General features: G+C 71.8%; 17 protein-coding genes and 1 other RNA gene. 6 read left to right on the forward strand and 12 right to left on the reverse strand.

The genetic code is table 11. The annotated features are described in order from the left end of the window. The 4 genes from ompA to ssrA all read left to right on the forward strand — a co-directional run. Positions 1–382: outer membrane protein OmpA (ompA, locus tag CKO43_RS14720; RefSeq protein WP_200379095.1), on the forward strand; the 382-nt coding region annotated here is incomplete at its 5' end. A 76-nt stretch (positions 383–458) separates the two neighbouring features. Next, on the forward strand, positions 459–1163 hold the full coding sequence (gene ubiG / locus CKO43_RS14725; RefSeq protein ID WP_200226826.1) for a bifunctional 2-polyprenyl-6-hydroxyphenol methylase/3-demethylubiquinol 3-O-methyltransferase UbiG: 705 nt from the start codon (positions 459–461) through the stop codon (positions 1161–1163). Further along, positions 1163–1825: a phosphoglycolate phosphatase gene (gene gph, locus CKO43_RS14730; RefSeq protein WP_200379096.1), complete on the forward strand. Its 663-nt coding sequence runs from the start codon at positions 1163–1165 to the stop codon at positions 1823–1825. Before ubiG ends, gph begins: the two co-directional genes overlap by 1 nt. Before the next feature lie 12 nt (positions 1826–1837). Then, positions 1838–2211: a transfer-messenger RNA gene (gene ssrA / locus CKO43_RS14735) on the forward strand. A gap of 61 nt (positions 2212–2272) precedes the next feature. On the opposite strand, the gene CKO43_RS14740 is transcribed toward ssrA, so the two are convergent. Next, the gene (locus tag CKO43_RS14740; protein WP_200379097.1) at positions 2273–3187 is read right to left on the reverse strand and encodes a DMT family transporter; all 915 of its coding nucleotides are present in this window, start codon (positions 3185–3187) and stop codon (positions 2273–2275) included. Continuing rightward, positions 3184–3489: a putative signal transducing protein gene (locus tag CKO43_RS14745; RefSeq protein ID WP_200226822.1), complete on the reverse strand. Its 306-nt coding sequence runs from the start codon at positions 3487–3489 to the stop codon at positions 3184–3186. Before CKO43_RS14745 ends, CKO43_RS14740 begins: the two co-directional genes overlap by 4 nt. 81 nt (positions 3490–3570) lie before the next feature. Between CKO43_RS14745 and CKO43_RS14750 the strand changes: the two genes are divergently transcribed. After that, positions 3571–4554, forward strand: a complete 984-nt coding sequence (locus CKO43_RS14750; RefSeq protein WP_200379098.1) for a quinone oxidoreductase family protein — start codon at positions 3571–3573, stop codon at positions 4552–4554. A 7-nt stretch (positions 4555–4561) separates the two neighbouring features. Here the strand turns inward: CKO43_RS14750 and CKO43_RS14755 are convergent, their stop codons facing one another. From CKO43_RS14755 to ileS, 4 genes are all read right to left on the reverse strand, one after another. Further along, on the reverse strand, positions 4562–5341 hold the full coding sequence (locus CKO43_RS14755) for a DUF2189 domain-containing protein (RefSeq protein WP_200226820.1): 780 nt from the start codon (positions 5339–5341) through the stop codon (positions 4562–4564). 85 nt (positions 5342–5426) lie between these two features. After that, complete coding sequence (gene lspA, locus CKO43_RS14760; RefSeq protein ID WP_200226819.1) at positions 5427–5945, reverse strand: signal peptidase II; 519 nt, start codon at positions 5943–5945, stop codon at positions 5427–5429. A 79-nt stretch (positions 5946–6024) separates the two neighbouring features. After that, the gene (locus CKO43_RS14765; protein WP_346728260.1) at positions 6025–10194 is read right to left on the reverse strand and encodes a PAS domain-containing protein; all 4170 of its coding nucleotides are present in this window, start codon (positions 10192–10194) and stop codon (positions 6025–6027) included. A gap of 276 nt (positions 10195–10470) precedes the next feature. After that, positions 10471–13314 carry an isoleucine--tRNA ligase gene (gene ileS / locus CKO43_RS14770; protein ID WP_200379099.1) on the reverse strand — a complete coding sequence of 948 codons (2844 nt, stop codon included), beginning with the start codon at positions 13312–13314 and terminating at the stop codon, positions 10471–10473. Positions 13315–13529: 215 nt separating this feature from the next. On the opposite strand from ileS, the gene CKO43_RS14775 reads away from it, so the two are divergent. Continuing rightward, positions 13530–14387 carry a MipA/OmpV family protein gene (locus CKO43_RS14775; RefSeq protein WP_200379100.1) on the forward strand — a complete coding sequence of 286 codons (858 nt, stop codon included), beginning with the start codon at positions 13530–13532 and terminating at the stop codon, positions 14385–14387. Positions 14388–14394: 7 nt separating this feature from the next. On the opposite strand, the gene CKO43_RS14780 is transcribed toward CKO43_RS14775, so the two are convergent. From CKO43_RS14780 to CKO43_RS14805, 6 genes are all read right to left on the reverse strand, one after another. Next, on the reverse strand, positions 14395–15357 hold the full coding sequence (locus tag CKO43_RS14780) for a bifunctional riboflavin kinase/FAD synthetase (protein ID WP_200226815.1): 963 nt from the start codon (positions 15355–15357) through the stop codon (positions 14395–14397). 74 nt (positions 15358–15431) lie between these two features. Continuing rightward, entirely contained in the window at positions 15432–16130 is a 699-nt protein-coding gene (locus tag CKO43_RS14785) for a pseudouridine synthase (RefSeq protein ID WP_200226814.1), read from the reverse strand. Continuing rightward, a complete protein-coding gene (locus tag CKO43_RS14790; protein WP_200379101.1) occupies positions 16127–17098 on the reverse strand; it encodes a P1 family peptidase in 972 nt (323 codons plus the stop codon). Before CKO43_RS14790 ends, CKO43_RS14785 begins: the two co-directional genes overlap by 4 nt. A gap of 29 nt (positions 17099–17127) precedes the next feature. Further along, complete coding sequence (locus tag CKO43_RS14795; RefSeq protein ID WP_200379102.1) at positions 17128–18255, reverse strand: acyl-CoA dehydrogenase family protein; 1128 nt, start codon at positions 18253–18255, stop codon at positions 17128–17130. Between the two features lie 2 nt (positions 18256–18257). Further along, positions 18258–19430: an acyl-CoA dehydrogenase family protein gene (locus CKO43_RS14800; protein ID WP_200379103.1), complete on the reverse strand. Its 1173-nt coding sequence runs from the start codon at positions 19428–19430 to the stop codon at positions 18258–18260. A 99-nt stretch (positions 19431–19529) separates the two neighbouring features. Next, on the reverse strand, positions 19530–20159 hold the full coding sequence (locus tag CKO43_RS14805) for a retropepsin-like aspartic protease family protein (RefSeq protein ID WP_200226809.1): 630 nt from the start codon (positions 20157–20159) through the stop codon (positions 19530–19532). Between the last annotated feature and the right edge of the window lie 52 nt (positions 20160–20211).

The raw sequence follows: 20211 nt of genomic DNA on the forward strand, positions 1-20211 counted from the left end.
GCCCCCGCCGCCGGCTCCGGTCAGCGAAAAGGTCACCTTCGCCGCTGACGCGTTCTTCGACTTCGACAAGGCTGTGCTCAAGCCCGAAGCCAAGACCAAGCTGGACGACCTCGTCGGCAAGACCAAGGGTGTCAACCTGGAAGTCGTGATCGCCGTCGGCCACACCGACGCGACCGGCCCGGACGGTTACAACCAGAAGCTGTCGGTCAAGCGCGCCGATGCCGTCAAGGCCTACCTGGTCGACAAGGGTGTCGAGAAGAACCGCGTCTACACCGAAGGCAAGGGCGAAAAGCAGCCGATCGCCGACAACAAGACCCGCGAAGGCCGCGCGAAGAACCGTCGCGTGGAAATCGAAGTCGTCGGTACCCGCGCCAAGCAGTAAAGCCCCGGAACCCTCGGGTTCCCTTCGAAACCCCGCTTCGGCGGGGTTTCTCGTTTGTCGAGCTTAGGATTCGGTCATGACAGTCAATGCCGATGCCCAGGAACTGGCCAAGTTCAGCGATCTGGCCCACCGCTGGTGGGATCCGGAGAGCGAATTCAGGCCCTTGCACGAGATCAACCCGCTGCGTCTGGACTGGATAGACGGGCTCGCCGGCTTGCGCGGCAAGACCGTGCTCGACGTCGGCTGCGGCGGTGGCGTGCTGTCCGAGTCGATGGCGCGCCGGGCCAGCCATGTCACCGGCATCGACCTGTCGACCAAGGCACTGGGTGTGGCGCGGCTGCATGCGCTCGAATCCGAGCTGCTGAATCTCGAGTACCGCGAGATCGCCGCCGAAGCGCTGGCGGCCGAGCGCCCGCAGAGCTTCGACGTCGTCACCTGCATGGAGATGCTCGAACACGTGCCGGACCCGGCTTCGGTCGTCGACGCCTGCACGCGGCTGGCCAAGCCGGGCGGCTGGGTCTTTTTCTCGACGCTCAACCGCAACCCCAAGGCCTTCCTGTTCGCGATCGTCGGCGCCGAGTACGTGCTCAAGCTGCTGCCGCGCGGCACGCACGAGTACGAACGTTTCATCCGCCCGAGCGAACTGGCGCGCTGGTGCCGTGACGCCGGCCTGTCGCCGGCCGGCAGCCGGGGGCTGCAGTACAACCCGCTGACCAAGCGCTACTGGCTGTCCGACGACACCAGCGTCAACTACCTCGTCGCCGCGCGCAAGCCCGCCTGATGGCCCGCGCCGCCGCGGTGCTGTTCGACCTCGACGGCACGCTCGTCGACAGCGCTCCCGACCTCGCCGGCGCCGCCAACGACCTGCGCCGTGCGCAAGGCCTGGCGCCGCTGCCGTACGAACGCCTGCGTCCCATGGTGGGCACCGGCGCGCGCGGCATGGTCGGCGTCGCTTTCGGGCTGGCTCCCGGAGACCCGGGCTTCGAGGAACTGCGCGACGCCTTCCTGGCGCGTTATGCCGCCCGGCTGCTGGACGAGACCCGCATCTTCGAGGCCATCGAGCCGGTGCTCGCGGCACTCGACGCCGCCGGCTTGCGCTGGGGCATCGTGACGAACAAGGCGATGCGCTACGCCGAGCCGGTGGTGCGTGGCCTGGCGCTGGACGTCCGGGTCGCGGCGCTGGTCGCCGGCGACACGACGCCGTTCTCCAAACCGCACCCCGAACCGCTGCTGGAAGCCTCGCGCCGGCTGGGGGTGTTGCCGACCGATTGTGTCTACGTCGGTGACGACCACCGCGACATCGTCGCCGGCCGCGCCGCAGGCATGCGCACGCTGGCGGCGGGCTGGGGTTACCTCGGCAGCGGCGAGCCGATCGAGGCCTGGGGCGCCGATGCGGTGCTTGCCGATCCGATCGCGCTCTTGCAATGGCTGGAAGTGGCCTAAACTAGGGACCTTGGGACCGACCTGGCTTCGACGTGGGTGCGGAGTCGACGCGGGGCATGCCGAGCACCAGTTCGCTCGTAAATCCACTGGAAACAAAGTAACTGCGAACGACGAACGTTTCGCCCTCGCCGCTTAACACCGGTGAGCCTCGCAACAGTTGGCCGATGGGCTGGGTCTGAGGCGGTAACGCCGAAGACTGCGAGGTCATTCACATTGGCTCGTCCCGTGCCGGGTCACTCGGCTCGGGCCTAAAACCAAGTGACTCGGGGAACGGATAGCGTGCTGCTGCGCGATCCGGTCCCTCAAACTCAAATCAGCCAGCTACGCATGTAGAACCGTCCGGCGATGGCTTGCGGACGGGGGTTCGATTCCCCCCGGTTCCACCATCCAAACCGAAGGCCCCGGCCGCGCAAGCGACCGGGGCCTTTTCTCTGTCTGCCGCCGGCCTCAGCGCCGGTTGGACACGAAGATGCCGCCGACGATGAGCGCGAAGGCGAGCCCGTGGTAGAGATGCGGCGGCTCGCCCAGCAGCGCCGCCGACAGCAGCGCGGCGAACAGCGGCGTCAGGTTGGCGAAGAAGCCGGCGAGCGCCGGGCCGACGGCGCCGACGCCCAGGCCCCAGCAGCGATAGGCCACGACCGATGGACCGACCGCGATGAAGACCAGCGCCGCGACCACCGTCGGCGACCACAGCACCGGCTGCGGCATCCAGATCGCTTCGCCGACCGCCGACAGCGTCGCCCAGGCCAGGCCGAACAGCACCTGCACCATCAGCGCCTCGGCCCAGTTCCAGTCCGGCCGCTGCTCGCCGCTCATGGACGCCGGCGGGCGTGCCAGCTGCCAGCTGTAGCCGGCCCAGGACAGCGCCGCGACCAGGATCCACAGGTCACCGGCGACGAGCCGGATCGAGCCGATCTGCAGCAGGTCGCCGCGTACCAGCACGATGACGACGCCGGCCAGCGACAGCAGCGCCCCGAGCAGCTGCGTCGGCCGCGGCCGCTCGCGGTAGAAGATCGCGCCGACCAGCATCATCCACACCGGGATGCTCGCGGCGATCAGCGTCACGTTGATCGGCGTCGAGGTGTGCAGCGCCAGGTACTGCAGCGCGTTGTAGGCGCCGACGCCCAGCAGCCCGAGCACTGCCAGCGGCCGCCAGCGCGCGCGGATCTCGGCTCGTTTCTCGGGCGTGACGACGGCGCGCCAGCCCAGCGGCAGCAGGATGGCCAGCGCCAGCCACCAGCGCAGGCAGTTCAGCAGCAGTGGGGGCAGGCTGGGCGCGAGCAGGCGGCCGAGCAGGGCGTTGCCTGCCCACAGCATGGCCGGCAGCGTCAGCAACGCTGCGATGCGGGGCGTGAGCGTCATGCCGCGGGCCTCTCGGCGCCGCAGTTCCAGCATTGTTCGAACGGGCCTTCGACGATCTCGTGGCAGCGCGGGCAGGCCCAGGTGTGTTCGGGCGTGCGCCGCCATTCGGCGAGCAGCGCCTCGGCGCGGGCGCGGTCGGTTTCGGTGACCCAGACCTCGGGCAGGCTCTGGTCGGGCGGAATCTCGCCGGCGATGCCGCTGGCGTAGGCGCGCTGGACGCTGCAGGCGACGCCGGCCGCGGCCAGCTGGTCGGCCCACAGCGTGGCCAGTGCGAGGTTGGGTGCTTGAATCAGTCGTCTCATGGGGCGGCGGATCATGCCACTGCCGGCGCCGCCCTTCGCCTTGGCTTAACCTCGCCGGCTGGAATACCGAGAGGAGTTGCCATGTCGCGCGCCATCCAGATCCAGGCTTTCGGCGGCCCCGAAGTGTTGCAGTGCGTCGACCTGCCGGTCGGCGAACCGGGCCCGGGGCAAGTCCGTATCCGCCACCATGCCTGCGGCCTGAACTACATCGACGTCTACCAGCGCACCGGCCTGTACCAGAACCCGTTGCCGCTGGTGCTGGGCATGGAGGGCGCGGGTGTGGTCGAGGCCGTCGGCGACGGCGTTGCGCACCTGCAGGTCGGCGACCGCGTCGCCTACGCGGCGGGCACGCCGGGCGCGTACAGCCAAGCCCGCGTGATGGCCGCGACCCAGGTCGTGCAGCTGCCCGATGGCATCGACTTCGAGACCGGCGCGGCGATGATGCTCAAGGGCCTGACCGCGCAGTACCTGCTGAAGAAGACGCTGCCGGTCGAAGGCCTGGAGCCGGGCGACTGGGTGCTGTTCCACGCCGCGGCCGGCGGCGTCGGCCTGATCGCCTGCCAGTGGGCGCGTGCGCTCGGTCTGCGCCTGATCGGCACCGCCGGCAGCGCCGCCAAGTGCGCGCTGGCGCTCGAATGCGGCGCCACGCAGATGATCGACTACTCGCGCGAGGACTTCGTCGCCCGCGTCAAGGAGATCACCGGCGGGCGCGGCGTCAAGGTCGTCTACGACTCGGTCGGCCGCGACACCTTCGAGGGCAGCCTGTCCTGCCTGCGCCCGTTCGGGCTGTTCGCGAGCTTCGGCAGCTCCTCCGGCCCGGTGCCGCCGTTCGCGCTCGCGACGCTGGCGGCCAAGGGCTCGCTTTACGCCACCCGGGCGACGCTGTTCACCCACATCGCGACGCGCGAACGCACGCAGCAGATGGCCGACGAACTCTTCGACGTCGTCGCCAGCGGCGAGGTGAAGATCCGCATCGACCAGCGCTACGCGCTCGAGGACGTGGCCGAAGCGCACCGGGCGCTCGAAGCGCGGCGCACCACCGGCTCGACCGTGCTGCTGCCCTGACGGCCCTTCAGTCGGCCACCGCGTCACGGTAGGCGTGCCAGGACGCGTGGCCGACCAGCGGCGCCGCCACCAGCAGCCCGAGAAAGCCGGGCAGCAGCGCCAGGCCGACGATGACGACGATCAGCCCGGCCCACAGCGCCATCACCAGCGGCTGGCCCAGCACCAGCCGCACGCTGGTCAGCCCGGCGCTGATGGCGTCGGTGCGGCGGTGCAGGATCATCGGGATCGAGACCGCCGAGATCGCGTAGATCAGCGCCGCGAAGACCGCGCCGACGGCAGCCCAGGCGGCGATGAAGCCGAGGTTGGCCGGCTGCAGCAGCGCCAGCAGCGAGCCGCGGAAGTCGGGCATGCCGTCGAAGCTGAGCGCGAACACGACCAGCGTCGCGCGCCCCCACAGCATCTCCAGCACCAGCAGCACGAAGCCGAAGATCGCCATCTGGCCGCTTCTGGCACGCCAGGCGAGCAGCGAGTCGACGAGAGCCGGCTTCGCGCCGGCCTCGAGCACCTGGCTCGCCCGGTACAGCCCCAGGCACAGGAAGGGGCCCATCAGCAGGAAACCCGCCGACAGCGCCAGCGTCCAGGCCGGCGCCTGTTCGAAGACGAGCAGCAGCAGCCAGCCCATGACGACGAAGCAGGCGCCGTAGAACAGGCCGATCGCCGGGCAGCGGCGGAAGTCGCGCCAGCCGGCGGCGAGCCAGCGCAGCGGCGCACCTGGCGCCAGAGCACGCAGCGGCGGCAGCGAGGACGGCGGCTCGGCCGCGACGTCGGGCGTCTCGAGCGGGGACATGCAGGCCAGCCTAGGCCTGAAGCGTTCGCCTTGATACGGGATAAGTGCGGAGCGCCGCGAGGAGTTCCGCGGGTGGCGCCCGGGGCTACTTGCCGCCGCGGCGCACGCGCAGCACCTCGTCGAGCACGAGGCAGATCGCGCCCAGCGTGATCGCGGCGTCGGCGAGGTTGAAGCTGGGGAAGTAGCCGCCGGCGAACATCGGCTTGAGGAAGCCGAAGCGGAACTGCAGGAAGTCGATGACGTGGCCGTGGATCAGCCGGTCGATGACGTTGCCGACGGCGCCGCCCAGGATCATCGTCACCGCGAAGGCGAACAGCCGCTGCGCCGCGTGGCTGGAGAGCATCCAGACGATGGCGGCCGACGCGATCAGGCCGACGATGACGAAGAACCAGCGCTGCCAGCCGGCGGCGTCGGCGAGGAAGGAGAACGCCGCGCCGCTGTTGTGCACGCGCACGATGTTGAAGAAGCCGGTGACGACGCGGGCTTCGCCGTCCTGGAAGTAACCGAGTATCAGCGTCTTCGTGAACTGGTCCAGGACGACGACGATGAAGGCGAGACCGAGCCAGAACGGCAGGCGGTTGGACGTGCGCGAAGACGTGGCCATGTAGACGGTGCAATGAACGGGCGTGCCGCCGGGCTCGGCGGACGGGGCGCTACTGTAGCGTGCGCCTGTGCCGCGGCGCTCAGGCGTCGAGCAGCCCCTGCAGCTGCGCGGCCAGCGCCTGCACGCGTTCGTGCAGCGTGCGCGCCTGGGCTTCGAGCGCCGCGGCGCCTTCGGCGGCGCGGGCCGCGTGCTCGACCTCGCGCGCCAGCGTCTGTAGCGCCTGGGCGCCGATCGCGCCGCAGGCACCGTGCAAGGAGTGCGCAGCGCCGGCCCAGGACGGCAGGCGTTCGTCGCCGCCGGCCGCCACCAGCGCCGGCATGCCTGCAGCGTAGACCTCGGCGAAGCGTCGGGCCAGGCGTTCGAGCACGTTGGGCCGCCCGCCCACCAGGCGCAGCGCGGCCGCGACGTCGATCTCCTCGACCGCCGCCAGGCGTTCGGCGAAACCGCTGCCCGGCGCCGGCCGGCTTGCGGGCGCCGTCGGCGGCGGCGCCGTCGCCGGCAGCCAGCGCAGCAGCGACGCATACAGCGCCTCCGGGTCCACCGGCTTGGCGACGTGGTCGTTCATGCCCGCTTCCAGGCAGGCCGCGCGGTCCTCGCCGAAGGCGTTGGCGGTCATCGCCAGGATGGGCCCGGCGTAGCCGCCGCGGCGCAGCTCGCGCGTCGCTTCCAGGCCGTCCATCTCGGGCATCTGCATGTCCATCAGCACCGCGGCGTAGTGCCGCGCCCGGCCCATGCGCACCGCCTCGCGGCCGTTGGGCGCGAGGTCGACTTCCAGCCCGACTGCGCGCAGCAACTCCAGCGCGACCTCCTGGTTGATCGGGTTGTCCTCCACCAGCAGCACCGGAGCGCCGGTGCCGCGCGTGCGCAGCAGGCTCTCGGCCTGGCCGGCGGCGCTGGCTGGCAGCGGCTCGGCATCGCCGCGCAGCACACGCTGCAGCGTGTCGTGCAGCGTCGAGGCGGTGATCGGCTTGAGCAGCACGGCGGCGAACTTCGCCGCCTCGGCCTCGCGGTGCATGGCCTCGTCGTCGAAGGCCGTGACCAGCAGCGCCGGTGCCTCGGCCGTCGCCGGCAGCGCGCGCAGCCGGTGCAGCGTCTGGATGCCGTCGAGCTCGGCCATGCGCCAGTCCAGCAGCAGCAGGTCATAGCGGCGGCCGGCCTCGGCGGCTGCGCGCGCGCCGTCGATGGCCGCTTCGCCCGATCCGAAGGCGTCGACCGCAAGGCCGAGACGGCGCAGCCGGTCGGTCAGGGCCTCGCGCGCTTCCGGCAGGTCGTCGGCCAGCAGCGCGCGCAGGCCCGTCAGCCGCGTGTTCGCGGCGCTGCCGCTGGCGTCCAGCGTCAGCCAGGCGCTGAACCAGAAACGGCTGCCGACGCCGGGCTCGCTTTCGGCCCCGGCCTCGCCGCCCATCATCGTCGCCAGGTGGCGCGTCAGCGCCAGCCCCAGGCCGGTGCCGCCGTGGCGCCGGCTGGTCGAGCTGTCGACCTGTTCGAACGCCTGGAACAGCGAGCCCAGGCGCTCGCGCGGGATGCCGCTGCCGGTGTCCGAGACATTGAAGGCGATCAGCACCTGGCCCTCGCGCTCCTGCATCCGGTTGGCCTGCACCCGGACCCAGCCGCGTTCGGTGAACTTGACCGCGTTGGACAGCAGGTTCAGCAGCGCCTGCATCAGGCGCGTCGGGTCGCCGACCAGGCGGTCGGGCACGCTGTCGGTGTCCAGCACCAGTTCGATCTGCTTGCGCTGGGCGTCGGTCGACACGGTCTGGAAGGCGCGTGCCAGCAGCGTGTCCAGCGAGAAGGGAATGGTCTCGAGCTCGAAACGCCCAGCCTCGATCTTGGACAGGTCGAGCACGTCGTTGAGGATCTGCAGCAGGTGCTGCGCCTGGCTGCGGATCTTGCCCAGGCGCTCGCGTTCGGTCGCGTCGCCGGCGTCGCGCAGCAGCAGGTGCGCCAGGCCGATGATCGCGTTCATCGGCGTGCGGATCTCGTGGCTGATGTTGGCCAGGAAGGCGCTCTTGGAGCGGCTCGCGGCTTCGGCGCGGTCGCGCGAGACGACGAGCTCCTCGTTGGCCTGCTGCAGCGCGGTCTCGGCGCGTTTTTGCGCCGTGATGTCGATCGCCATCACGTAGAAGCCGCTGACCTGGCCGTCGCTGCGCCGGTCGGGCACGTAGTGCACGAGCAGGTCCTTGGGCTCGCCCTGGCGCGTGATGCTGCGCTCCAGGCGCTGCATGTCGCCGGCGTAAGTGGCCACTATGTGCTCCTGCTGCCGCTGCACGTAGTCGGCGCCGAGCAGCTCGGCCATCGGCCGGCCGATGATCTCTTCGGGCTGCAGGCCGAACCATTCGCAGTAGCCACGGTTGGCGAACTGGCAGCGCAGCTCGCGGTCCCAGTAGGCGACCAGGCCGGGCAGGCTGTCGGCGATCATGCGCGCGGAGCGTTCGGCCTCGGCCAGCCCGGCGATCGCACGCTTGAGTTCCAGCGTGCGTTCCTCGACCAGGTGCTGCAGGTGCAGGCGGTGGCGCCGCAGCTCCTCGGTGGTGTTGCGGCGTTCGGTGACGTCGTCGAGCGAGGTCACGACGGCCAGCAGCCGGCCGTCGTCCGGGGCGTGCACCGGTTCGGCGTTGAGCCGGAACCAGCGCAGCGCGCCGTCGGGGCCGCGCAGCTGCAGTTCGAGGTCGCGCGCTTCGCCGCCCAGGCCGGCCAGCGACTCGACCGCCTGCAGCGCGGGCTCGCTGGCGGCGTCGATCGGTTCCCAGCCGATGTGGCGCACGTCGCGGCCGCGCAGCCAGTCCACCGGCTGCTGCAGCAGGCGTTCGGCGGCGGGGTTGGCGTCGACGATGCGGCCGTCGGGCGCGCGCACGACGATGCCTTCGTTGAGCACCTCGAAGACCGAACGAAAACGCGCTTCGCTCTCGCGCAGCGCCTGTTCGCCGCGGCGCGTGTCGGTGACGTCGCTGGCGACGCCGACCAGGCCGACGATGCGGCCGCTGCCGTCGCGCAGCGCGGCCTTGCTGACGACGAAGTGGCGCTCGCCGGCGGGTGTCGGCAGGCGCTGCTCGAAGTGCACCGCCTCGCCGCCGTCCAGCACCTCGCGATCGTTGGCCTGGATGTCGGCCGCCACCTCGGGCGGGAAGATGGCGGCGTCGCGCTGGCCGAGCATCGCCTCGCGGCTGAAGCCGGAGCGTTCGCAGGTCACGCGGTTGACGAACAGGTAGCGGCCTTCCAGGTCCTTGGCGAAGATGGCCTCGCCGGCGTTGTCGGCGATGACGTCGAGCATCTGCAGCGTGCGCAGGCGCTCGCGCTCCTCGGCACGTTCGCGTTCGGCCTGAGCCAGGGCCTGGCGGTTGGCGACACTGCGCGCGGTGGCGTAGATGGCCAGCAGCGCCAGCGCCAGCAGCGCGACCGAGGCCGCGGCGCTGCGGCGTGCGGTCGCGTCGATCTCGCTCTGATCGATCTCGAGCATCAGCCACCAGCCGGGCACCGCCAGCGGCAGCGAGACGCCGGTGACCGGCTCGCCGCGGTAGTCGCGCCCGCGCAGCGGCCGGCCCGCCTCGGCCAGGCCGGCGACGACGCGGCCGAGCACGAAATCGGGCTGCGAGACCGGTCGCGACACGCGCAGCGCCGCGTCGGGCACGCGCGCGAGGTCGCTGAGCGCGACCATCTGCTCGCCATCGCGGCGCCAGAGCATGCTCTCGGCGCTGGCGCGCGGTGTCGGCCACACGCTCAGCAGCGGAAACAGGTCGCGCCGCGGGTCGAGGCGGATCGCCACCGCCGCACGCGCCGGCGTCCCGGTGGCGGCCAGCGGCAGCACGATGTCCAGCATCAGCTGGCCCTGCGGGCCGCCGCTGCGGTACAGCGTCGTCTGCTGCACCTCGCCGCTGGTGATGGCCTGGTGCACGGCTTCGCGCAGTTCGGGGCCGATGCCGACCGCGTCCGGCGCGCGCGTCTGCAGCGGGCTGCCGTCGGCGCCCAGCAGCAGCACCTCCTCGGCGCGGGCGATCTCGCGCAACTGCGCCATGCTGGCCGTCAGCGCAGCCTGGGCCTGGGCATCACGCGGCCCGCCGAAGCGGGCTTGCAGATCGGCCAGCAGCTGGCTCGGAACCAGGAAACGCGCGATGTTGCGGCGTTCACGCAGCCAGGAGTCGACCTGGGCGGCGCGCAGTCCGGCGACCGAGCGCAGTTCGGCCGCGGCGCGTTCGCGGCCACGCTCGAACTCGCGTGCGACGAGCACGGCGGTGATCAAGGCCAGAACCACGGCGATCGCGGCCAGGGGCCAGCCGATCGCCGCCAGTGCGGGGCGGTTCCGGGCCCCGGTCGCGCGGCTGCTGCTCACGAGCATAAGGCGCCGCCCCCCCTGCGCGCTGCGGCGTCCGACGGCGACGCATTTTTATCACGTCGCCGTACTTCCGGTACGGTCATTCCTCCCGCGTCGGGACCATGCAGGCGCGGGGAGAACCCGAGTCGCGGGTGGGCTCCTCAGGCCGCGGCCCGCGTTCGGGCCCCGGCCACGTGGCGCCACCGCCTGGCGTGCTCAGGCCACGCGCCGCGCTTCGCCGTCGCCGTAGAGATTGCTGGTGCAGCGGCCGCACAGGCCCGGATGCGCCGGGTCATGGCCGACGTCGTCGCGCCAGTGCCAGCAGCGCTCGCACTTGGTGTCGGCCGACGCGGTCACCGTCACCGCCAGCTCGTCGGCGGCGGCCAGCGCCACCTTCGAGGTGATCAGCACGAAGCGCAGGTCGTCGCCTAGCGAATTCAGCAATTCGAGCTGGGCCGCCGGGGCCGCGATCGTCACGTTGGCCTGCAGCGAAGAACCGACCGCACCGGTGGCGCGCACCGCCTCGATCTCCTTGTTGACGCGCTCGCGCACCGCGCGCACGTCGGCCCACCTGGCCAGCAGTTGGGCGTCGGGCGCCGGGAACTCGAGGTAGGTCTCGGTGAAGATCGACGGCGTTGTGCCGACCAGCTTCCAGGCTTCCTCGGCGGTGAAGCTGAGGAAGGGCGCCATCCAGCGCAGCATCGCCTGGGTGATGGTCGCCAGCGCGGTCTGGGCGCTGCGGCGGGCCAGCGACTTGGGCGCCGTCGTGTACAGCCGGTCCTTCAGCACGTCGAGGTAGAACGCGCCCAGGTCCTCGCTGCAGAAGACCTGCAGCTTGGAGACCACCGGGTGGAACTCGTAGACCTCGTAGTGCGCCAGGATCTCGGCCTGCAGCTCGGCGGTGCGCGCCAGCGCCCAGCGGTCGATCTCGAGCAAATCGTCGGGCGCGACCGCGTCGGTCTTGGCGTCGAAGTCCGAGGTATTGGCGAGCAGGAAACGCAGCGTGTTGCGGATGCGGCGGTAGGCGTCGACGACACGCGCCAGGATCTTGTCGTCGCCGGCGATGTCGCCCGAGTAGTCGCTGGCGGCAACCCACAGGCGGATGACTTCGGCGCCCAGCGTCGAGCTGACCTTCTGCGGCTCGATGCCGTTGCCCAGGCTCTTGCTCATCTTGCGGCCCTGGCTGTCGACGGTGAAACCGTGCGTCAGCAGGCCGCGATACGGCGCGCGACCGTACAGCGCGCAGGCCAGCAGCAGCGAGCTGTGGAACCAGCCGCGGTGCTGGTCGTGGCCTTCGAGGTAGAGGTCGGCCTCCGGGCCTTCCTTGTGATAACCCTCGGGGTGCTGGCCGCGCAGCACGTGCCAGAAGGTCGAGCCCGAGTCGAACCAGACCTCCAGGATGTCGCTGCTCTTGGTGTAGAGCGCGGCGTCCTCGGCGCCCAGGATCTGCTCGGCCGTCGTGCGGCTCCAGGCCTCGATGCCGCCGGCTTCGACGATGTCGGCGGCCTGGTCGAGGATCTCCATCGTGCGCGGGTGCAGGTCGCCGGTTTCCTTGTGCAGGAAGAAGGGCAGCGGCACGCCCCAGCTGCGCTGGCGGCTGATGCACCAGTCGGGGCGGTTGGCGATCATGTCGCGCAGCCGCGCTTTGCCGTTCTCGGGGTAGAAGCTCGTCGCCTCGATCGCGTCCAGCGCCATCCGGCGCAGCGACTGCGGCGCCTTGTCCTTCGTGAAGACGCCCGCGCCCTCGTCCATGCGGATGAACCACTGCGCCGCGGCACGGTAGATCACCGGGCTCTTGTGGCGCCAGCAGTGCGGGTAGCTGTGGGTGATGGTCTCGGTGGCGAGCAGCCGGCCGGCGGTCTTCAGCGTGTCCAGGATGACCGGCACCGCCTTCCAGATGTTCTGGCCGCCGAAGAGCGGGAAGTCGGCGGCGTAGCAGCCGTTGGCCTGCACCGGGTTCAGGATCTCGTCGGTCTTCATCCCGTGCGAGACGCAGGAGTTGAAGTCGTCCAGGCCGTAGGCCGGCGCGCTGTGCACGATGCCGGTGCCGTCGTCGGCGGTGGCGTAGTCGGCCAGGTAGACGGGGCTCAGGCGGTCGTAGCCCGGGTCGGTGTCGGCCAGCGGGTGGCGGAAGTCGAGGCCGCCGAGCTTTTCGCCCTTGGTCGTCGCGACGACCGTGCCTTGCAGGCCGTAGCGCGCCAGGCACTTCTCCACCAGGCTCTCGGCCAGCACCAGCAGGCCGCGTTCGGTGTCGACGAGCGCGTAGTCCAGCGCCGGGTTCAGGTTCAGCGCCTGGTTGGCGGGGATGGTCCAGGCGGTCGTCGTCCAGATGACGACGAAGGCCGGCTTGGCGAGCGTGGCCAGGCCGAAGGCCGCGGCGAGCTTGTCGGGTTCGGCCGCCGGGAAGGCGACGTCCAGCGTCTGGCTCTTCTTGTCGGCGTACTCGATCTCGAACTCGGCCAGCGAGCTGCCGCAGTCGAAGCACCAGTAGACGGGTTTGAGGCCGCGGTAGACGAAGCCGCGCTCGATGACGCGCTTGAAGGCGCGGATCTCGCCGGCCTCGTTGGCCGGGTCCATCGTCGCGTAGCGATGCTCCCAGTCGCCGAGCACGCCCAGGCGCTTGAAGTCGGCCATCTGCTGCGCGATCTGCTCGGTGGCGTAGGCGCGGCTCTTGGCCTGCATGTCGTCGCGGCTCAGGTGGCGGCCGTGCTTCTTCTCGATCGCGTTCTCGATCGGCAGGCCGTGGCAGTCCCAGCCGGGCACGTACTGGGCGTCGAAGCCCTTGAGCTGGCGCGCCTTGACGATCATGTCCTTCAGGACCTTGTTCACCGCGTGGCCCATGTGGATGGCGCCGTTGGCGTACGGCGGGCCGTCGTGCAGCACGAACAGCGGTTTGCCGCAGCGTGCGTCGCGCAGGCGCTTGTAGAGGCCTTCGTCCTGCCAGCTCTTGATCCACGCCGGCTCGCGCTTGGCGAGATCGCCGCGCATCGGGAACGGGGTGTCGGGCAGGTTCAGCGTCGCGCGGTAGTCGGGCGCGGCGGCTTTCGTGGAGTCGGTCATGTCGGTCGGCACCGGGCGGTGCGAAGGCGGTGCAAAAAGCGTTCGTCGGGGCGCGCACGATGCGTGCGGCGCGATGCGGGTGCGCTCAGGCGCGTGCGGGCGGCGTGCGCGTAATTCGGTCGCGCGTCGTCTGCCGCCGCGTGGAGGTTTGCCGCCACGACGGGTCGAGCCGAACGATGGACAATCGCATCCGCCGATTCTACCGAGGCGCTGCTTTGAGGCTCCGCACCCGTCCGCCGGCGCTGGCCCTGACGCTTTTCGTCGCGGCCGCGGCATGGGGCGAAGAGGCGCCGCCCCCGGCCGCACCCGATGCGGCGGCGGTGGAACCGGACGACGACGACGCCCCGCCGCGGCGCCGCATCGAAGGCGCCGTCGGCCTGCTCGTCTCCTGGGGCAGCTCCAACCACGGCCGCGGCGGGCCCGACACCACGATCGAACCCGGCTTCTACCTGCGCTGGGGCCGGCTCAGCGCGACCAACGCCAGCGCCTTCGCGGTCCGGCGCGCCGACGACGTGACGCGCGGCCTGGGGCTGGACCTCACGCGTGGCAGCCGGCTGCGCACCAACCTGTCGCTGCGCTACGACCGCGGCCGCGACGACGACGAACCGGCGCTCAAAGGCCTGGGCGACGTGCGCTCGACGCTGCGTGCCCGGCTGGGTGCGAGCTGGCGGCTGGACGAGGGCTGGCGCGTGTCGGGCGGCTGGAGCCCCGACCTGCTGGGCCGCGGCGGCGGCGCTTTCGTCGACCTGGGCCTGTCGCGCGAACGCCCGCTGGCGCCGCGCATGCGCTGGAACGCCTCGCTGCGGCTGACGGCGGCAGACAGCCGCTACATGCAGACCTACTACGGCATCGACGCGCAGCAGGCGGCGGTTACCGGCTACCCGGTCTACTCACCCGGCGCCGGGCTGCGCGACCTGCAGGCGGTGCTCGGCATCCGCCACGAACTCTCGGACGACTGGGTCGCGCTGGCCGGGGTCACGCTGCGCCGGCTGCTGGGGCCGGCCGCCGACGGGCCCTCGGTCACCGACAAGACCGGCTGGAGCCTCGGCTGCGGCCTCGGCCGGCGCTTCTGAGCGCGCCTCAGCCCGGGTGGGCGGCGAACCAGGCGCGTGCGTCGGCCTCGTCCTGGGCGATGCCGTCGCGCAGCGCCTCCAGCGAGGGGTAGCGGCGCTCGTCGTGCAGCTTGTGCAGCAGTTCGACTCGCAGCACGCGGCCGTAGCCGGCTTCCGGGCCCAGCGGCCATTCCAGGCAGTGGGCTTCCAGCAGCACGCGACCGGCGTTCTCGACCGTCGGCCGCGTGCCCAGACTGGCGACCGCGGGCAGCGCACGCGCACCCAGGCCGTAGACACGCACGACGAAGATGCCGCCGGCGGCAGGGCGTGGGTGCGGGAAACGCAGGTTCAGCGTGCGAAAGCCGAGTTCGCGGCCGAGCTTGCGGCCGTGGATCGCGTGGCCGCTGATCGAATACGGCCGCCCCAGCAGCACCGCGGCGCGCTTCATGTCGCCGCTGCCCAGGGCCTGGCGCACCGCCGAGCTGGACACGCGCAGCCCGTGCACCTCGTAGCTCAGCATGCGCGCGACGTCGAATCCCAGGCGTGTGCCGGCGTCGTCGAGCAGCGCGTAAGTGCCTTCGCGCCGGGCGCCGAAGCGGAAGTCGTCGCCGACGAGCACGTAGCGCGCGTTCAGGTTCTTCAGCAGCACCTGCTCGACGAAGGCGTCGGGCGCCAGCGAGGCCAGGCGTTCGTCGAAACGCGCGACGACGACGTGGTCGACGCCGCAGCGCTCCAGCTCCGCGAGCTTGTCGCGCAGCGTGGCGATGCGTGCCGGCGCGCGTGCCGGGTCGCCGGCGCGGCGCGCGAAGAAGTCGCGCGGGTGCGGCTCGAAGGTCATCACGCACGAAGCCAGGCCGCGGTGCCGGGCCTCGTTGACCAGCATCGCCAGCATCGCCTGGTGGCCGCGGTGCACGCCGTCGAAGTTGCCGATCGTCAGCGCGCAGCCGGCCTGGCGCAGGCCGGGGTGGTCGAATCCTCTGAAGACGCGCATGGCGGCGGATTATCCGGTGGCCCGCCGCCCGCCCGCCGGTGGGCGGCGCCGGGCGGCGTGACGCAGTCGTGGGTTCAGGCGCGGGCTTCGAGATCGGCCGGTTCGACCCAGCGCCACTGGCCCGGCGCCAGATCGGCCGGAAGCTGCAAGGCGCCGACGGCGCTGCGGTGCAGCGTCTCGACGCGGTTGCCGGCGGCCGCGACCATGCGCTTGACCTGGTGGTAACGGCCTTCGGCCAGCACCAGACGCAGCCCGTGCTCGGCGGTGCGTTCGGCCTCGAGCGCACGCACCGGCGCGGGGTCGTCGTCGAGCACCACGCCGCGAAGCAGGTTCGCGACCATGGCGTCGTCGACCGGATGTTTGGCGACGACTTCGTAGACCTTGGGCACGTGGTGCTTGGGGTTGGTCAGGCGGTGGATCAGCTTGCCGTCGTCGGTCAGCAGCAGCAGGCCGGTCGTGTCTTCGTCGAGACGGCCGACCGGCTGCAGGCCGCGTGTGCGCAGCGGCAGCGGCAGCAGGCTCATCACGCTCGGGTGGTGCCGGGGCTTCTGCGAGCACTCGGTGCCGGCGGGTTTGTGCAGCATCACCAGCGCCGGCTCGCGGAACGGCCAGGCGCGGCCGTCGACCTCGAAGACGAGGCCGGCGGTGTCGAAGTCGGCGCCGGGCTCGTCGGCGAGTTCGCCGGCGATGCGCACCGCGCCGCTGGCGATCAGGCCGGCGCAGACGCGCCGCGTGCCGAAGCCCTGGGAGAAGAGGATTTGTTCGAGTTTCATGTAGCGGCCCATTCTCGCGCCGATGGCAGACCGGGCAGGCCGGTGGCGCTCAGCACCGCATCCAGCACCGCCGCGGCGACGGCTTCGGCGGCGAGCACGTGCAGCAGCGTCGCTGGCGCCGGGCCGGCGCGGCCGGTGGCGAGCGCGAACAGCGTGTCGCCGTCGCTCGCGGTGTGCACCGGGCGGATGCAGCGCGCCAGGCCGTCGTGGCCGGCGGTCGCCAGACGCTGGCAGCCGGCCTTGTCGAGCCGGGCGTCGGTGGCGACGACGCCTATCGTCGTCGCGCCGCCCAGCACCGGCGTGCCGGTCTCGCCGGCGAGGAAGCTGGCGATGCTGTCGCGCAGGCGGCTGCCGTCGGCGCTGCGGGCGCCGGCGAGGATGCGGCCCGAGTCTGGCTCGACGACGTCGCCGACGGCGTTGACGGCGACCAGCGCCGACACCGTGAAGCCGGCCGCGCGGCGCGAAGCCGTGCCGATGCCGCCTTTCATCGCCTGCCCGGCGCCGAAGAGTTTGCCGACGCTGGCGCCGGCCCCGGCACCGACGCTGCCGCGCGCGAACGCGCCGCTGCTGGCCGCTTCGCAGGCGGCGTAACCGGCGTTTGCGCCGGGGCGCTCGCGCGGGGCGAGCCAGAGGTCGAACAGCACCGCCGCCGGCACGATGGGCACACGCGCCGGGCCGACGGCCAGGCCGTGGCCACGTTCGTCCAGCCAGCGCATCACGCCGCCAGCGGCGTCCAGGCCGAAGGCGCTGCCGCCGGACAGCAGCAGCGCGTGCACCTGCCCGACGCTGTTCTCGGGGCGCAGCAGGTCGGTCTCGCGCGTGCCGGGCGCGGCGCCGCGCACGTCGACGCCGGCGACCACGCCTTGCGGGCAGAGCACGACGCTGCAGCCGCTGCGCGCGTCGGCCAGCGTGTGGTGGCCGACGGCCAGGCCGGCGACGTCGGTCAGTGCGTCCAGGGTTTCGGGCATGCCGGCACTGTAGCGGCCGGCGCCGGTTCTCAGACGAAGACGCCGGCCGTGTCTTCCATGCGCGCCGAGACCTCGCCCAGGTGGTGCAGGCTGTCGCCGAAGACGAACTCCAGCGCCGTCAGGCGCTTGAAGTAGTGGCTGCCGGCGTATTCGTCGGTGACGGCTATGCCGCCGTGCAGCTGCACGCACTGCTGGCCGACGAAACGCATCGATTGCCCCAGCTGCACGCGCGCCTGGGCGACGGCGCGGCGGCGTGCGGGCGCGGCGTCGCCGAGTTTCAGCGTCGCGTAATAGCTCATCGAACGCGCCAGCTCGAGCTGCATCTTGACGTCGGCGATGCGGTGGCGCAGCGCCTGGAAGCTGGCGATGGGCACGCCGAACTGGCGCCGTGTGTTCAGGTAGTCGGCCGTCATCGCGACCAGCCTGTCCATCACGCCGGCGGCTTCGGCGGCGAGGCCGGCCAGGCCGATGTCGACCGCGTGTTCGAGCAGCTCGATGCCGTCCTCGGCGATCAGCGCCGCGGGCGCCGCGTCCAGCGTGATGTCGGCGATGCGCGCGCCGTCGTGCGTCGGCAGGCCGTGGCGCTGCACGGCGGCGGCCTCGACCAGGAACATGCCGATGCCGGCGCGGTCGCCGTCGGCGCCGGCGATGCGCGCTGTCACGACGAAGGCGTCGGCTTCGTCGCCGGCCGGCACCACGCCCTTGGTACCGCTGAGGGTCCAGCCCTCGCCGTTGCGCACGGCGCGGGTGCCGACGTGGTCCAGGCGCCAGCGGGCGCGGCGTTCCTGATGCGCCAGCACGACCAGCGCCGACCCTTCGGCGATGCGCGGCAGCCAGGCCGACTGCAGCGCCGCCGGTGCGGCGGCCAGCAGTGCCGGCGCGACCAGCGCCGCGTGCACGTAGGGCGCGTTGACGAGGCCGCGGCCCAGCTCCTCGTTGACCACCATCGCCTCGACCGGGCCGAAACCCAGGCCGCCGTGATCGGGGTCTATCGCCAGCCCGGTGAGCCCGAGGCCGGCCAGTTCGTCCCAGACCGCACGTGTCGCGCCGCCGGCCTTGGCGATGGCGTGCCGGCGTTCGAAGCCGAAACCCTTGTCCACCCAGCGCTGCACCGCCTCGCGCAGTGCCAGCTGGTCGTCGCTGAAGTCGAAGTCCATCGTCAGGCTCCCAGGACCGTCTGCGCGACGATGTTGCGTTGCACCTCGTTGGAGCCGCCGTAGATCGTCGTCTTGCGCAGGTTGAGGTAGCTGCCGGTGAGCGGCGCCAGATGCGCGTCCGCGCTCTGCCAGCCGGCGCCGGCCGCTTCGCGCCGCAGCGCCACCGTGTACGGGCCGCCGGCGATCATCATCAGCTCGGCGTAACGCTGCTGGATCTCGCTGCCGCGGATCTTCAAGAGGCCGGCGATGTCCAGGCTCTGCTTGCCGCTCTTCTCGGCCGACAGCACGCGCAGCACCAGCATCTCGAGCGCGACGATGTCGACCTCGAGCAGCGCGATCTGGTCGCGCAGCCGCGGCTCGTCCCAGACGCCCTCGGCCTTGGCGGTCGCCTTCAGCCGCTCCAGCTCGCGCTTGGCGCGGTTGACGTCGGCGATGTTGGTGCGTTCGTGCGCCAGCAGCAGCTTGGCGTAGGACCAGCCCTTGTTCTCCTCGCCGATCAGGTTCTCGGCCGGCACCTCGACGTCGTCGAAGAAGACCTCGTTGATCTCGGGCTCGCCGTCGAGCATGACGATCGGGCGCACGCTGACGCCGGGGCTCTTCATGTCGATCAGCAGGAAGCTGATGCCGGCCTGCGGCTTGCCCTCGGTGCCGGTGCGCACCAGGCAGAAGATCCAGTCGCCGTACTGCGCCAGTGTGGTCCAGGTCTTCTGGCCGTTGACGACGTAGACGCCGCCGCGGCGTTCGGCGCGGGTCTTCAGCGACGCCAGATCCGAGCCGGCGCCGGGTTCGCTGTAGCCCTGGCTCCACCAGACCTCGCCGCTGGCGATGGCCGGCAGGAACCGCCGCTGCTGCTCGGGCGTGCCGAAGGCCATGATCACCGGCGCCACCATCACCGGGCCGAAGGGGATGATGCGCGGCGCCCCGGCGAGCGCACATTCCTCCTCGAACAGGTGTTTCTGTACCGCGCTCCAGCCGGGGCCGCCGAAGGCCCGGGGCCAGCCGGCCGCGAGCCAGCCCTGCTGGCCCAGCAGCCGGGCCCAGCGCTGGTGGTCGTCGCGCGACAGCGTGGCCGCGGCGCGCACCTTGTCGCGGATGTCGGGCGGCAGCTTCGCGGCCACCCACTCCCGGACCTGGCGGCGGAACGCCAGCTCCTCGTCGGTGAAGTCGAGGTTCATCGTCGTCTCCTGCGGGCCGGCTGCAGTGGCCGTGGCCTTGTCGGCGCGTTGTAGCACGCACCCCGCAGGCGGCTTGTCCCTGCCGGGACAGCGCGCCGGTCAGCGCGCCTGGAGCCGCAGGACGTCGGTGTCGCGCTGCATCCGGAAGCGCGACAGGAAGCTGTTGCCGAGCAGCACCATCGGCATCGATTGCGGCACGACGACCGCCTGCACCTGGTTGATCTCGACCTCGCCGACACGCACGCGCGCCAGCGTCACGCGGTAGGCGGCGGCGCTGCCGTTGGCGGTCTGCACCATGCCGGGTTCGCCGCTGCGCCAGGCGATGCCCAGGCGGTCGGCCTCGGCCTGGCCGAGCGCGATCAGCGTCGCGCCGGTGTCGACCATGAAGTTCACCGGCCGGCCGTTGATCGAGCCCTGGGTGACGAAGTGGCCGCCGGGGCCGGCGGGGATGACGATCTCGCGGCTGCCCGAGACCACGCCGCCGCTGCCGGCGACGCGCGCGGTGCCGCCGCCGGTGCGCAGGTCCAGGCGCTGGCCGCCGCGTTCAACGACGGCGCCATCGGCGTCGAGCTGGATCAGCTTGACGCCGCGGGCGCTTTCGCCCACTCCCAGCGTCAGCGTCTGGCCGTCGACGACCAGCAGCGCCCTGCGCCCCATCTGGCCGGCGAGCGAGACTTCCTGCGCCGCGGACGGAAGCGGCGCTGCCAGAAGCGCCGCCCACAACGCCATCAGCGGCTGCCAGCGCCGCCAAACCGCGGTCCGAATCCCCCCGGGGACAGGC

This window comes from Rubrivivax gelatinosus, assembly GCF_016583785.1.
Taxonomy (GTDB): domain Bacteria; phylum Pseudomonadota; class Gammaproteobacteria; order Burkholderiales; family Burkholderiaceae_C; genus Rubrivivax; species Rubrivivax gelatinosus_B.

Excerpts from the sequence above, each read along its gene's own strand:
- ubiG (WP_200226826.1), top strand. The coding sequence starts at position 459 with ATGACAGTCAATGCCGATGCCCAGGAACTGGCCAAGTTCAGCGATCTG.
- gph (WP_200379096.1), top strand. The coding sequence starts at position 1,163 with ATGGCCCGCGCCGCCGCGGTGCTGTTCGACCTCGACGGCACGCTCGTC.
- CKO43_RS14740 (WP_200379097.1), bottom strand. The coding sequence starts at position 3,187 with ATGACGCTCACGCCCCGCATCGCAGCGTTGCTGACGCTGCCGGCCATG.
- CKO43_RS14745 (WP_200226822.1), bottom strand. The coding sequence starts at position 3,489 with ATGAGACGACTGATTCAAGCACCCAACCTCGCACTGGCCACGCTGTGG.
- CKO43_RS14750 (WP_200379098.1), top strand. The coding sequence starts at position 3,571 with ATGTCGCGCGCCATCCAGATCCAGGCTTTCGGCGGCCCCGAAGTGTTG.
- CKO43_RS14755 (WP_200226820.1), bottom strand. The coding sequence starts at position 5,341 with ATGTCCCCGCTCGAGACGCCCGACGTCGCGGCCGAGCCGCCGTCCTCG.
- lspA (WP_200226819.1), bottom strand. The coding sequence starts at position 5,945 with ATGGCCACGTCTTCGCGCACGTCCAACCGCCTGCCGTTCTGGCTCGGT.
- ileS (WP_200379099.1), bottom strand. The coding sequence starts at position 13,314 with ATGACCGACTCCACGAAAGCCGCCGCGCCCGACTACCGCGCGACGCTG.
- CKO43_RS14780 (WP_200226815.1), bottom strand. The coding sequence starts at position 15,357 with ATGCGCGTCTTCAGAGGATTCGACCACCCCGGCCTGCGCCAGGCCGGC.
- CKO43_RS14785 (WP_200226814.1), bottom strand. The coding sequence starts at position 16,130 with ATGAAACTCGAACAAATCCTCTTCTCCCAGGGCTTCGGCACGCGGCGC.
- CKO43_RS14790 (WP_200379101.1), bottom strand. The coding sequence starts at position 17,098 with ATGCCCGAAACCCTGGACGCACTGACCGACGTCGCCGGCCTGGCCGTC.
- CKO43_RS14795 (WP_200379102.1), bottom strand. The coding sequence starts at position 18,255 with ATGGACTTCGACTTCAGCGACGACCAGCTGGCACTGCGCGAGGCGGTG.
- CKO43_RS14800 (WP_200379103.1), bottom strand. The coding sequence starts at position 19,430 with ATGAACCTCGACTTCACCGACGAGGAGCTGGCGTTCCGCCGCCAGGTC.
- CKO43_RS14805 (WP_200226809.1), bottom strand. The coding sequence starts at position 20,159 with ATGGCGTTGTGGGCGGCGCTTCTGGCAGCGCCGCTTCCGTCCGCGGCG.